The organism is Streptomyces sp. NPDC127098 (genome assembly GCF_042722465.1).
Lineage (GTDB): Bacteria > Actinomycetota > Actinomycetes > Streptomycetales > Streptomycetaceae > Streptomyces > Streptomyces millisiae.
Genome location: NZ_JBHXFJ010000043.1, coordinates 13,388 through 25,681 on the forward strand (window position 1 = coordinate 13,388; position 12,294 = coordinate 25,681).

Here is a 12,294-nt window from a genome sequence, read left to right on the forward strand (position 1 = left end):
GCTCAGCGTCCGCCGCCCATGGCCGCCCGCACCATCGCGGCGCCGCCCTCGTTGCCGATCGTCTGCACGTCGCGCAGCGCGGTGTTCTGCGCGATCACGCTGTCGTCGAACCCGGCGGACTCGCGGCGGAACTGCTCGTCGCGCTCGTTGAGCACCTGCCCGATGCTGGCGTCCACCTGCCCCTGCTCGACGAGGCCGAGCAGCTGCGTGTGCACGTTGTTCCAGATCTCGGTGTACTGCTCCTGCTGGCTCCTCGTCTGCGTCTGGATCGCGTCAAGGCCCTCGTTGGCAAACCTGATGATGTCGCCGCCGTACGCCATGTCCCCCTGCCTTTCGTTGTCGATGCTTTCCGCGCCGGGTCGGTCGTCGCGCGGGGAACCGGAAGGGCGCCGGTCAGCGCGCCCGCCGCGTCCGCGTCCGTCTCCCGGCCGGTGACAGCCCGTCCAGCACGTGGGCGGCGCCTGCCCCGCGCGCCGACCCCGCCACCGGCGGCTCGAACTCGGCCGTCGGTGGCGGAATCGAGTCTGTGGCGGTCGAACGGCGCCGGGCAACGGTCGTCGGCTGTCCCGGACAGCCGACCGGCGTCCGGCCTGGTCAGCGGCGTGTCGGGACATGGATCCGGACACGGGTCCGGACGCGCGTTCCCCGGATTCCCCAGGAACGGGGCGGCGGGGCGCGCGGCCTGGCCGGCCTCAGGCCGCCGGTGCCGTCGGGAGCACGCAGACGACCTCCGGGTAGCGCAGCGTCGTGGCCGAGGGGGCGAGTGTGCCGGTGGCGGGGTCCCGGGTGAGGACCGCGACGGAGCCGGAGTCCTGGTTCGCCACGAACATCCGGCGCTCGTCGGGGTCCAGGCTCAGATGGCGTGGGCCGCGTCCGCCGCACGGCTGGTGGCCGAGGAGCCGCAGCCCGGTGCCCTCAGGACCCTGGACCGCGAAGACCGCGACGCTGTCGTGGCCCCGGTTGGAGGCGTACACAACCGGCCGTCGGAGGAGACCAGCACCTCGGCGGGCATGTTGCCCGCCGAGGCGGCGCCGGCGGGCAGCAGCGAGACGACGGACCCGGGCGTGCGGGCCCCGGTGGCCCGGTCGTACGCGCAGACGGTGAGGGGGGAGTCCAGCTCGCCCAGCACGTAGGCGGCGCCCGCCAGGGGATGCAGTGCCAGGTGCCGGGGGCCGGAGCCGGGTGCCATCCGCGTCTCCCGCTCCCCGGTCAGCCGGCCGCGTGCGGCGTCGAAGGCGTAGCCGTGGACGGAGTCGGTGCCGAGGTCGACGGCCAGGACGCGGTCGGGGGTGGCCGGGTCGGTCAGCACCATGTGCGCGTGCGGTCCTTCCTGCCGGTCCGGGTCGGGACCCGACCCGACGCGCCGGACGACCTGGCTCACCCCCAGGGGCGCGCCGTCCGGCGCGAGCGTCACCATCCCGACGGTGCCCGTCGCGTAGTTGGCGGTGAACAGGTGCCGGCCCGCCGGGTGCGCGCCGAGGTGGCACGGCGCGCCGCCGCCGCTCGGGCAGCTCCCCAGGGGCCCCGTGACGCCGCCGTCCCGGTGTCGAGCGCGAACGCCGACCCCCGGCCCTCGCCGCTGGTCTCGTGCACCGCGAACAGCACGCGCCCCGACGGGGCGAGGGCCCAGGAACGACGGGTCCGCGCGGGCGTCACGGCGTCGAGCCGGAGCGCGCCGGTGGCGTCGTCGACCCGGGCGACCCCGAGGCCGCGCTCGGCGTCGTCGCCGGTGCAGGCCCCGAGGTAGACGCGCGCCGGGCCGGCGGTCCGGCGGGTGAGGGGCGCGGATGTCAGGGGGGTACCTCTCTTCTCTCCCGGTCGGCCGGCCGGTCCCTTCCGGGACAGGAGGCCTCCCGCCGCGCCCCGCGGCGTCAAGGTCGGGGGACCGCCGCGGGCCGCGTCAGTGGCCGAACCGCCAGGTGCGGGCGTCGGTCAACGGGGCGCCGGCGGCCGCCGGCAGCCGGTTGAGGCGGGCCATCTGCGGGTGGGGGAGGGCGAGCCGTTCCGCGGCGACGTTCTCGGTCACGAACTCCGCCCGCCGTGCCCCGGGGACGGCGGCGATGTCGCTGCCGTGGGCCAGCAGCCAGGCCAGCGCGACCTGTGCCGGGGTGGCGTCCAACTCCTCGGCGACGGCGGCCAGTTCGTCCGCGATCCGGAGGTTGTGCCGCAGGTTCTCCTCGCTGAAGCGGGGGTTGTGCCGGCGCCGGTCACGGTGGGCGAAGTACTCGGGGGCGCGGATCCGGCCGGTGAGGAAGCCATGGCCGAGCGGTGCCGCGCACACCGGGGCGATGCCGAGATCGCGCAGGAGCGGCAGCAGCCACGCCTCCGCGCCGCGGGTCCACAGCGAGTACTCCGTCTGCACGGCGGCCAGCGGGTGGGTGGCGTGGGCCCGGCGGATGGTGTCGGCCCGGACCTCGCACAGGCCGACGGCGCGGATCTTGCCCTCGCCGACCAGCTCGGCGAGGGCACCGACGGTCTCCTCGACGGGCACGTCGGGGTCCTCGCCGTGCTGGTAGTAGAGGTCGACGTGGTCGGTGCCGAGCCGGCGCAGCGACCCCTCGAGGGCGAGCCGCACGTTGGCCCGCCCGCCGTCCACCGGGCCGTGGCCGGTGTGTGAGAGGATCCCGAACTTGCTGGCCAGCACCACCTCGTCGCGCCGGCCGCGCAGGGCGCGGCCCACCAGTCCCTCGTTGTCGTAGGGGCCGTAGACCTCGGCCGTGTCGATGTGGTTGACGCCCAGGTCCAGGGCCCGGTGGACGGCGCGAACGGCCTCCGCCTCGTCCTCCGCGCCGCCCGGAGCGTACTCGGTCAGCCCCATGGCACCCAGCCCGAGGGCGGAGACCTCCAGCTCTCCCAGCTTGACCAGCCTCATATCGCGCTCCCCTGCTCGGCACGTCGACGGCCGTGATCAGCATGGGGTGCCGAGCCGGGGAACCGGGCGCTGACACGCGGTCGCGAGCCGGTGCCGACGCCGGGGCGGTCGACGGTGACGGCCAGAAGCAGCACCTGGATCACCCATAATGCTCACGAACGGTCCGTGGGTGTCACTTTGGGGGGTCTTCTGTGAGTCGGGGTCAGAGTCCACGCGAGGTGTTTCTCCGGCTCGTGCACGGGGTCGCCGACGAGAACTTCGACGAGCTGCCCGACCTGTACGGCGAGGTGACCGATGTGCGTCATCCGATGGCGACGCCGGAGTCCGAGCCGTTGACGAGCCGGCGGGCGCTCCGGGAGCACTTCACCGTTCCGCCGGAGGTGCGGGCGTCATTGCCGAAGCGGCGGGTCGTCGACGTCGTCGTGCACGAGACCGCCGATCCCGAGGTGATCGTCGCCGAGTTCGCCTACGAGTTCACCCTGCCGGACGACTCCACGGCCAAGGTGCCCTGCGTCTTCGTCATGCGGGTCCGGGACGGTCGGATCATCGAGTCACGCGACTACATCGACCCGATCCGTACCTACACGGCGCGGGGCGACCTCGACCGCCTCCTCATGGCGTTGCGGAAGGACGCTCCCTGAGGTCCGCACGCCTTCGGCGGCGCAGCGGGCCGGCGTGCCCGACTGCGACGCCCGGCACGCGCACGCCGTGCTCGGCGGCCCGACCGCCACCGCCGCCGGCGGCATGGCCGGGGGCGCCTTCCTCCTCTGCGGCTTCATGGTGGCCCTGTCCACCCGCCACGAGGGCGATCCGACCACTGTCCTCCGCCGTCGTCGTCAGTCCTCGACGACGGTCACCAGTCGGTCGTTGAGCGGCTGGGTCGGCCGGTTGCTCGTGTGGAAGATCTGCCGGTAGGTGGCGACCTGACGCGGGGTGACGGAGACCGGGTCGTCGAGCACGATCCACCGCACGCCCTCGGTGCACGGCGGGGTCGTCAGGGAGCCGTCGTACTGGTACTGGTCACGGTCGTCCGGCAGGAACTCGGTGAGGTCGAACGGCTCGTCGATCGCCGCCTCGTCGCCCTCCTCGGTCGGCAGGCTCGGCCAGAGATCGGTGAAGGCGGACTCTCCCCGCTCCTTCTCCATCAGCACGCCGACGACGGCGAGATCGCCCTCCGCGTCCGCGTGGACGAAGTGCACCTCCATCGCGGTGTGTTCGCCGTCCTCCGTGTGCTCGCTCGGGAGGTGGAAGTGGAACTGCCGCAGCTCGTAGGCCGTCTCCTGGACGATGATCCGGCTGCCGGGGGACACGTTGGCCTGCACGGTGTGGCCGTTGTTCACCAGGTTCGCGGTCACGGGCTCGTAGTCGATGGTGATGGCCGCGTCGGTCGAGGCGCCGATCGCGGAGTCCTCCGGGAGATCTATGGGCGACTGCTCCAGGCCCTCGCCGCAGGCCGCGAAGTCCTCCGAGAGCGTCGCCCAGTACTCAGGCCCGGTGTGGCCGCGGTAGCTCCAGTGGACGGTTTCCCGCTGCTCGGTGCGCGGGGAGGCGGCGCTGGCCGTGTCGTCGCTCCCCGGGCTGAAGGCGGCCGTGACGACCGTGAGGGTGGCGACTCCGGCTATGGCGGACATACGCGCGCGCGTGACGCGAGGGGACATGTGGGCGCACCTCGTGGAAGGGGTCGACGAGGCACCGGACTGGTGCCGCCCCAAGCCTTGGATGTGGCCCACCAGCACACAGAAAAGAGGTGATCAAGAGTGATCAAAATCAGGTAATCATTTGAATAAGGTAAGCGGATCGTGTGGTTCCATCCGGCCCGGTGGCCGGGGTCACCGGGTGACGCAGGTCAGCGCCGCCCACAGCAGGGGCGAGTGCTCGATCCGGCCGGCGGTGCGCCAGTGGTCGAGTCGTTCGCGCTGCCAGCGGCCCAACCGGCCCACGGGGTCGGGGTGTTCGTGGGCGGTGTCGACGGCGACGACCGCCTCGGACAGCGGGCGGACGGACTCGGGCAGGCCGGCGAGACGGTGGAAAGCGAAGCTGGTCGGCAGCGTCCAGCGGGTGGCGGTGACCAGTTCGGCGCCGTTGTGGATCATCGCCGTCGCCAGGCCGAACGACTCGGCGAACCGGAGGTCGCCGCCGCTCTCGCAGCCGATGAGGGCGACCCGGGGCGGCGCCGGCCAGAGCCGCGCGCCCGGCTCCCCGTCGGCTCGCAGCGGGAGGGTGCCCAGCAGGAGGTCCTTGGCGGACAGCGGCCGGTGGGCCCGGACCGGCTCGGCCAGGCCGGTGGTGCCGGGGCCGCAGCACAGGTGGAGGGCGCCGTCCTCGCTCTGCCCGCCCTCGACCGGCGCGCCGCTCACGTGCCCGACGTAGACCAGTCTGCGGGCGCCGCCGCGGAGCACGTCGCTCAGCCAGTCCCGGTCCAGGTCGGCGCGGCGGAAGCCGTCCGCCGGGGTGGTGAGGGACGGCGCGACGGGGCCCGCGTCGAGCCGGCGCCGGACGAGCGCCAGCAACTCCGGGTCCGAACCCGGCCGTCCCAGCACGGAGCCGAGCGAGGAGTCGGCCCGGAAGCCGGGGACCCGGGGGTCGAGGACGAGAACGACCGGGGCGGCGCCGGGGCCGGGGTCCGCGTCCGGTGTCGGGCGCGCCGGGGCGTGCCGTGACCGCGACGACGCCGGCGCGGTGGTCACGACGTCCGCCAGCTCGATGAGCCGGACGTCGTTGTCGTCGTCGACGGCCAGCAGCTCCCAGGGGACCTGGGCGACCCGGGGGGACGGCTGGATCCGCACCAGCGGACGGCCGGCGCGCGCCGACACCTGCCGGATCTGCGCCGTCAGACCCGCCGGCCACAGCGCCTCTGCCAGCAGCCGCGCGAGCCGCCGCTCGCTCCCGGGCTCGGCCAACGCGCCCGAGACCACCGCGCGCCGCATGCCCTCCGCGCCCTCGCCCGCCCCCGGCAGCGCGCCGGCCAGCGCGCGCACCGCCCGGTCGACCTCGTCCGCGGGCCCGTGTCCCGTGCCGTAGCCGCGGGCGCCGCCGGCCCAGATCCAGGTCATGAACAGGTCGCCGGCGTCGACCAGGCGGACCTGGACCACCGGGCGGCTCGTCAGGTCGTCGGTGGCCCAGAACGGCACCTCCTCCTCGCTCACGATCCGGCGGTGATAGCGGAACTCGGCCGCCGCGACGTACTCCTGGAGCGCGACCCGGTCGGACTCCGCCGACATCCGCACCTTCGGCGGCGGGGCCACCCGCAGGCCGGCGGAGACAGCGGCCTCAGCGGCCACCCCGCCGAGCGTCATCGGTCCCTCGGCGTGCCCGTACGTCTTCATGGCCGCGGTCGGGAAGACCGAGCCGGCGTCCCCCGCGGGCCCGGCCGGCGGCGCCTGCGCCGTGCGGTCCAGTGCCAGGGCGGCGCCCGCGCTGCGGTGTTCCACCAGTTCGAAGAGCAGCCCCTGGTCCTGCCGGCGAACGGCCAGCCGGAACACCAACTCCATGGCGTCCTCGGCCAGTCGGAGCCACTGGCTGCGGGCGTGCGCGGTGGCGAAGTCGTAGCGCGCCGCCTGGAGGGCCAGCGCGGCGGGCACGGCGAGGGAGAGCGCGGTGTCGACGGACCGCCGCTCGTGGTCGCCGTGGTCGGTCCGGTTCAGGTTGTCCTCGAGGGTCCGCGCGAGCATCAGGTCGACCTGCGCGCACCGCTCGGGCACCTCCCGCTCCTGGTACACGTCGCGGGCCGCCTGGGCCAGCCGCTGCATCTCGGCGATGTCGCCCCGCTCGTAGGCGTGTTGGGCGCCCAGCAGCATGGTGTCCGCGGCGGCGATCGAGGCGCCGAGACGTTCGAACCGGGCCAGGCTCGCCGCCGTCAGGTCGCCCGCGCGGGCCAGGTCGCCGCGCCGGCCGGCGATGAAGGCCCGGGCCTGTTCGCAGACCGCCAGGTCACCGAACCGCCGGTGCCGCTCGAAGAAGGCGGACGCCTCCGCGAACAACCGCTCCGCCAGGTCGAGATCGCCGCGGCGCAGCGCCACGTACCCCCGGTTGGCGAGCAGCGAGTGCTGCGCACCGGTGGCGCCCAGCGCCCGGTAGCCGTCCGCCGCGCGGGCGAGGTGGTCCTCGGCCGGGTCGAACCGCCCGGTCGCGGCGCAGATCAGGCCGAGGGCGGTCAGCAGCCGCGGCGCGGTCTCCACCGCCGTCCGCGGCAGGCCGGACAGCAGCACCCTCGCCTGCTCCTCGGCCGCCCCCCACTCGGCCCGCTCCATCAGCAGATGCACCCGGTTCAGGCCGAGTTCGGCGGCGCGCACCCCCTCGGGATCGTCGAACTCGGGCAGCCTCGCCGCCGCCTCGTCGAGACAGGCCCCCGCCTCGTCGAGCCGACCCCTGGTGCGCAGCAGGTCGGCCCTGGCGAGCAGCGTCTTCAGCAGGACCTCAAGCCACAGTTGACGGCCGCGCGGCCCCATCGGCGCCGACGCGACGGAGTCGAGCAGCTCGCGGGAGCGCCCGACGGCGTCCTCGGCCCCGGCCAGGTCCGTGGCGTCGAGCCGGACGCTGGCGAGGTCGGACAGCAGGTGCGCCCGCAGGAACCGCACGTCGGGCGAGTCCTCCAGGGACTCGGCCAGGGTGAGCAACTCCTCGTAGACGGCGCACGCGGCCGGTAGGTCGGCCGCCCGCTGGTGCTCCTCGGCCAGGGCGAAGCCGCCGTCGAACGGGTCCCCGTACAGCCGGGGCACCGCCGCGGCCTCGTCCTCGCGCGCGTCCGGCATGGGTCAGTACTCCTCGTCGGTGGCGGCGGCCGTGGTCTCGGCGAGGAACGGCGCGGCACGGGTGTCGTGCGGCGAGCCCTCGTCCGAAGGCGGGTGCGCCGCGGCGGCCAGTCGCCGCCCGGCCAGGGCGCGGACGGCTTCCCGGGCGGCGCGGGCGTCGGCCTCGTCCGACGCGCCGGGGGCCGGGTCGAAGCCGGGCAGCAGGACGCCGACCTCGACGCGCGACGGCGTCGCCCCGTCCGCCAGCTCCGGGCCCAGCTCGGAACCGCCGGTCCACAGCTCGTCCCGCCTGCTGAGGGGCGCCCGGAGCGGCCCGCCGCCGTTCACCAAGACCTCGGCGACGAGCGGCGCGGCGGCGGATGCCGCGCCGGACGCCAGGACCTCGACCTCGATCCGCCGGCGCGCGCCGACCGCCCTGACGGTCCAGGACACCGCGCTCTCGGCCGCGTCGACGAGGCCGGGCGGGTAGCGGCGCCAGTCGTTGGTGCCGGTGCCACGGGCGATCACCCGGCCGCCCGCGGCGGGCGGTTCGCCCGCCGCGAGGGCGTAGCGGTCGTGCGGGGCGAAGAGTTCGCCTGGGGCGAGCGGCGGGCCGGTCGGGCCGGGCCGCTCCAGGGCCGACCGGAGGCGGCGCAGCTCAGGCCCGTCGAGGCCGGCGCCGTCCGCGGCGGCGTCGATCAGCCGCAGCACGCTCTCCAGCTGGCGTGCCGTGGCCGCCGGCCCCGGTGCCCCGAGCCACCACCGGACGAGGGGGTCGAGCGCGGCCCGGTGCTCCCCGATCAGTTCGGCCGCGCAGTCGTCGGGCTGATCGTCCCCGTCGTCGAAGAGCTGCTGGCAGCGGTGCGTGAGCGCGGCCAACTCCAGGCCGTGCACGTCGGGTTCGAGCGCCGGTATGGAGTCCGCGTACGACGCCGGCCACCACCGGGCCGCCCAGTGCCCGAGGCCGAGCCGGGCGGCGCCGCCGGCGAGGGCGGTCGGCTCCGCCGCCACCCGCACGCCGGCCAGGTCCGGCGCGGGCCGGTCGTGCACGGCGGCGGCGACGCGCTCGCCGTAGAGCGCCCACAGCCACTGCTGGGCCCGCCCCGGATCGTGGACCCAGGCCGACGGCGGGCCGGGCTCGCCGAGTACCGGCCAGACCAGCACGGCGCCCGCGACGTCGAGGACGGCCCGGGTGAAGTCGGGTCCCACGGCGACGAGTTCGTCGGACGCCCCGACCTGGTCGGGGGCGGGTCCGGCGGCGATCCGTACCGTGCCGTCCGCGTCCCGCGCGACCAGGAGGTCGACGCCGCCCCGCGCCATCACGCGCTCCTCGGCTCGGCCGGTCGCGCGGGGGCCGCCGACAGGCCGCGCAGCGCGGCCCTGACGCGGGCGCGGTGGTCCATCATCACCGAGCGGGCGACCCCGTCGAGCACCGCCCAGACCGACGCCGCGTCCGCCAGTGGCGCGCCGCGGACGTCACGCCCGTGCAGCCGCACCCACAGCCGCCGCGTGTAGGCGGCCCACGGGGCACGCAGGTCATGGGCGAGTGCCTCCAGGACGCCGCCGTCCGGGTCGGGGCGAGCGGAGACGGTCATGCGGCGGGCGCGGAGGGCCGAAGCCTCCCGCCGCCAGCGGCCGTTGACCGCCCGGTGCGCCGCCGTGCGGCCCGCCGCGGGCTCCCCGCTGCCCAGCGGATCGAGTCCGGCCGCGAGCCGGCAGCCGAGGACCACGGCGACCCGTAGCGTCTCGTCGCGCAGGCCGAGCGGGGCGCAACCGCGGTCCACCTCCCGGCAGACGAGCTCCGGCAGCGCCGGCAACTCCTCCCGCCTGGCCGCCGACTGGAGGACGACGAAGAGCCGCTCGAAGAGCGAGCGGTCCAGCGGCGCGGGCAGCGTCGCCGTCGCCGCGCCCCGGCCGACCTCCGGGCGCGCCGGCACCCGCCGCGCCGTCAGACCCAGGTGCGTCGGCAGGTCGTCGCGGCCCCAGACCCCGCTGGTGTACGCCCACAGGGCCCGGCCGAACAGCGCGCCGTGTCCCGCCTCGACCATGGCGGCGTGCGCCGGTGTGCCGCCGGCCGGGGCCGGCCCGCCGCAGGCGTCCAGGACCTCGGCGGCCCGCGCCACCGCGGGGGCCGCGTCGGCAGGCGGGGGCCGGTGCTCCCAGGCGGCGGCCAACTCCCCGTCGATCCTGGCCCGTTGGGCGGCGTCCGCCAGGTACTCCCGCAGCGCCGCCACCGTGCGCCCGCCGGCGGTGTCCGCCACCTCCTCGACCACGGCCAGGGCCGTCGCCTCCGCGCCGGCCGCGGGCGGTCCGTGCTCGGTGGCCAGCTCGAAGCAGCGCTGGAAGTACAGGTCCTGGGGGTGTCCCGAGACGATGCCCCGCGCCCGGCGGGCCCGTTTGAGCAGCGTGAACCACCGCGCCGTCGCGACGAGCCGCGCACCGGACTCCCGGATCAGCTCGTCGAGGCGCCCGGCCTGCTCGGAGTCGAGGAAGTCCCCGGCGAGCTCCGGACGGAGCGCCGGCCTGACGATCAGCGGCAGCACGATCAGCTTGACCGTCCGGGTGAGCGGCGCCCCGCCCGGGCCGCTCAACGGCTCGACGCCCGGTCCGAGGGCGCGCCAGGCGTGGTCGATGACCAGGGCGCGCGGTCGGCGCTCACCGGTCGGCTGGCTGGGGGACGGCATGGGAGGAGCGTACGTCGGGAGACCGGCGGACGAACCTGGGATCGGTAGGCGTTCCCGCCCGTCTAGTGTCCATGCCGTCAGGCAGGAACGCCCAACGAGGGCGACATCGCCGGAGGGGAAGAGGCCATGGGAATCTTCGGACGGCGCAAGAGCCGTGAGGAGCGGGCCGCCGAGATCGCGGGCAAGGTGGCGAGCGGCAAGGGCTTCTACGGCCGCACCACGCGCGCGTTGCTCGGGGCCGAGGACTTCGCCAGGGTCCAGCAGTCGATCGGCGCCTACAACTCCGGTCAGTACGTCCAGCAGTTGCTCGCCGCCGGGGCGCCGACCACACCCGCCGCCGTCGTGTCGATCGGGGACACCGGCAGGCTGGTCAACTTCGACCCGGTCGTCGACCTGGTCCTCCAGCCGGCCGGGGCGACCGAGCCGATCGCCCTCCAGACGGTCGTCTCCAAGCTGCGGATCCCCCGCGTCGGCGACCAGGTGCTGCTGGTCGCCGACCCCGCCAGGCCCGGCGGCTACCTCTACGCCGGGGACGGGGTGGCGCCGTGACGCCGACCCCGCCGTACGAGGCGCTGGCGCGGAGCGTCGCCGAGCGAGCGGAGGGCCGAGATGACGGACGACGGTGAAGGCCCGGGGCCCGCGCAGGCGTCGAGGATCGGTCCGCTCGGTGCCCTGTTCCTGTACTCCGTCTCCGTGGCGCTGGTCGTGTCCGGCCCCGTCCTGCTGGTCGGCGCCGTTCTCGCCGGCGCCGGCCTCCTGATCGGGGGCGTCCTGTGCACGGTGCTCTGCACGCCCCTGGGCCTCGTCATCTGGTTCAGCACCTCCCACGAAAGGGAGAACAACCGGCGGCTCGACGCCGCCGGGGTCGCGGCGACCGCGGAAGTGACCAGCCTGACCGACTGGGACGACGGGGAGTCGACCGGTGTCGTCGTCGGGCTGCGGGTCAGCGGCCCGGGGTTCCGGACGTTCGAGTCGACCTGGAAGCGGTCGCACCACCCCGCCCTGCGGGTGGGGCTCCGGCTCGGGGCGGTGGTCGACCCGGCCGACAACCTGTTCCGGGTCGACCTCTGAGCGGCGACCCGCACGAAGAAAGCGGGGGCGACGAACGTGTACGAGGTGGTGCGGTTGTGGTGGGTGGTGCCCTCGGCGCTGGCGCTGCTCGGCTACGGGCTGTCGCTGGCCGGGCTGAGCCGGGCCCAGCGCGCGGTCTGGGTGACGGGGCGGATCGTGGCGGTGGAGGTGCCGGCGCACTTCGCCTCCAAGCGGCCGGGGATACCGGTGACGGTCGCCTTCCGGGACCCGGCCACCGGGCGGGAGTTCACCCTGCCCAACGCCGGCAAGCACGGCGACTCCGTCGAGGTGGCCTGGGTCGGCCGTGAGGTCGCGGTGCGCTACCCGCGCGGGCGGCCCGACCGGTTCCGCGTCGTGCTCCACACCGTGGACGACCGGCACGGCCGGGCCGGCCCGAACTGCGCGGTCATCCTGCTCCTCGTCGGACTGGCCACCCACGCGACCGTCCTCTGGGGCTGGCCGGGGGCGCTGCTCGGCTTCGGCGCGCTGGTCACCGCCTTCGCGGCGGTCAGCCCCGACATCCGCGCCGCGCGCGCCCGCGACGCCCTGCTGGCCTCGGCCGTCGCCGTCCCGGCCCGGGTCGTGGCCGTCACCAGGGACGTCTACACCGACGGCGAGGGCGGCGAGATCGTCAACCACGCCCCCGTCGTCACCTTCACCACCCTCGACGGCACCCGGGTCACCGTCCTCTCCCGGGACGGCATCCCGGAACCGGGCCGGTCCCTCGGCCGTGAGCTCCACTACGCCCCCTCCGACCTGACCGTGTACACCCCCGACCTCGCGTTCGAGCGTCGCGGGAACGAGCGGGCCATCGGCTTCATCGTCATCCTGCTGCTCGCCGGGACGGCCGCGATGGTGACGGGCGTGGTCCTGCTGTGACGTCGCGTCCGCCGACCGTTGACACGACCAGCGGACGCCACCTAGGTTTTGCGTATGT

The 12,294-nt window shown here is 75.4% G+C and carries 10 protein-coding genes and 1 pseudogene; 4 read left to right on the forward strand and 7 right to left on the reverse strand.

Features of this window, described 5'->3' with window-relative positions; genetic code table 11:
* Positions 1 to 2: 2 nt before the first annotated feature.
* The 3 genes and pseudogenes from ACFWI8_RS24270 to ACFWI8_RS24280 all read right to left on the reverse strand — a co-directional run bounded on the left by ACFWI8_RS24270 (position 3) and on the right by ACFWI8_RS24280 (position 2,872).
* Positions 3 to 320 carry a hypothetical protein gene (locus ACFWI8_RS24270; protein ID WP_387095097.1) on the reverse strand — a complete coding sequence of 106 codons (318 nt, stop codon included), beginning with the start codon at positions 318 to 320 and terminating at the stop codon, positions 3 to 5.
* Positions 321 to 692: 372 nt separating this feature from the next.
* Positions 693 to 1,789: pseudogene (locus ACFWI8_RS24275) on the reverse strand (lactonase family protein).
* A 111-nt stretch (positions 1,790 to 1,900) separates the two neighbouring features.
* Positions 1,901 to 2,872: an aldo/keto reductase gene (locus ACFWI8_RS24280; RefSeq protein ID WP_387095098.1), complete on the reverse strand. Its 972-nt coding sequence runs from the start codon at positions 2,870 to 2,872 to the stop codon at positions 1,901 to 1,903.
* Positions 2,873 to 3,090: 218 nt separating this feature from the next.
* Between ACFWI8_RS24280 and ACFWI8_RS24285 the strand changes: the two genes are divergently transcribed.
* Positions 3,091 to 3,513, forward strand: a complete 423-nt coding sequence (locus ACFWI8_RS24285) for a nuclear transport factor 2 family protein (protein ID WP_387095100.1) — start codon at positions 3,091 to 3,093, stop codon at positions 3,511 to 3,513.
* A gap of 195 nt (positions 3,514 to 3,708) precedes the next feature.
* Here the strand turns inward: ACFWI8_RS24285 and ACFWI8_RS24290 are convergent, their stop codons facing one another.
* From ACFWI8_RS24290 to ACFWI8_RS24305, 4 genes are all read right to left on the reverse strand, one after another.
* Entirely contained in the window at positions 3,709 to 4,503 is a 795-nt protein-coding gene (locus ACFWI8_RS24290) for a carbonic anhydrase (RefSeq protein ID WP_387095101.1), read from the reverse strand.
* Positions 4,504 to 4,701: 198 nt separating this feature from the next.
* Entirely contained in the window at positions 4,702 to 7,623 is a 2,922-nt protein-coding gene (locus ACFWI8_RS24295) for a hypothetical protein (protein ID WP_387095103.1), read from the reverse strand.
* Positions 7,624 to 7,626: 3 nt separating this feature from the next.
* Positions 7,627 to 8,922 carry a hypothetical protein gene (locus ACFWI8_RS24300; RefSeq protein WP_387095105.1) on the reverse strand — a complete coding sequence of 432 codons (1,296 nt, stop codon included), beginning with the start codon at positions 8,920 to 8,922 and terminating at the stop codon, positions 7,627 to 7,629.
* Positions 8,922 to 10,286 carry a hypothetical protein gene (locus tag ACFWI8_RS24305; protein ID WP_387095107.1) on the reverse strand — a complete coding sequence of 455 codons (1,365 nt, stop codon included), beginning with the start codon at positions 10,284 to 10,286 and terminating at the stop codon, positions 8,922 to 8,924. Before ACFWI8_RS24305 ends, ACFWI8_RS24300 begins: the two co-directional genes overlap by 1 nt.
* 126 nt (positions 10,287 to 10,412) lie before the next feature.
* On the opposite strand from ACFWI8_RS24305, the gene ACFWI8_RS24310 reads away from it, so the two are divergent.
* From ACFWI8_RS24310 to ACFWI8_RS24320, 3 genes are read left to right on the forward strand one after another with little or no spacing between them, the layout of a single operon-like run.
* Positions 10,413 to 10,835 (forward strand): hypothetical protein, encoded by a 423-nt coding sequence (locus ACFWI8_RS24310; RefSeq protein ID WP_387095108.1) that lies wholly within the window; start codon positions 10,413 to 10,415, stop codon positions 10,833 to 10,835.
* Positions 10,836 to 10,895: 60 nt separating this feature from the next.
* Positions 10,896 to 11,357 carry a hypothetical protein gene (locus ACFWI8_RS24315; protein WP_387095110.1) on the forward strand — a complete coding sequence of 154 codons (462 nt, stop codon included), beginning with the start codon at positions 10,896 to 10,898 and terminating at the stop codon, positions 11,355 to 11,357.
* Positions 11,358 to 11,393: 36 nt separating this feature from the next.
* On the forward strand, positions 11,394 to 12,236 hold the full coding sequence (locus ACFWI8_RS24320) for a DUF3592 domain-containing protein (protein ID WP_387095112.1): 843 nt from the start codon (positions 11,394 to 11,396) through the stop codon (positions 12,234 to 12,236).
* The last annotated feature ends 58 nt before the right edge of the window (positions 12,237 to 12,294 follow it).

What these genes read in the sequence shown, in the direction of transcription:
- ACFWI8_RS24315 (WP_387095110.1), top strand. Translation starts at nt 10,896, where the DNA reads ATGACGGACGACGGTGAAGGCCCGGGGCCCGCGCAGGCGTCGAGGATC.
- ACFWI8_RS24305 (WP_387095107.1), bottom strand. Translation starts at nt 10,286, where the DNA reads ATGCCGTCCCCCAGCCAGCCGACCGGTGAGCGCCGACCGCGCGCCCTG.
- ACFWI8_RS24280 (WP_387095098.1), bottom strand. Translation starts at nt 2,872, where the DNA reads ATGAGGCTGGTCAAGCTGGGAGAGCTGGAGGTCTCCGCCCTCGGGCTG.
- ACFWI8_RS24310 (WP_387095108.1), top strand. Translation starts at nt 10,413, where the DNA reads ATGGGAATCTTCGGACGGCGCAAGAGCCGTGAGGAGCGGGCCGCCGAG.
- ACFWI8_RS24270 (WP_387095097.1), bottom strand. Translation starts at nt 320, where the DNA reads ATGGCGTACGGCGGCGACATCATCAGGTTTGCCAACGAGGGCCTTGAC.
- ACFWI8_RS24290 (WP_387095101.1), bottom strand. Translation starts at nt 4,503, where the DNA reads ATGTCCGCCATAGCCGGAGTCGCCACCCTCACGGTCGTCACGGCCGCC.
- ACFWI8_RS24295 (WP_387095103.1), bottom strand. Translation starts at nt 7,623, where the DNA reads ATGCCGGACGCGCGCGAGGACGAGGCCGCGGCGGTGCCCCGGCTGTAC.
- ACFWI8_RS24300 (WP_387095105.1), bottom strand. Translation starts at nt 8,922, where the DNA reads ATGGCGCGGGGCGGCGTCGACCTCCTGGTCGCGCGGGACGCGGACGGC.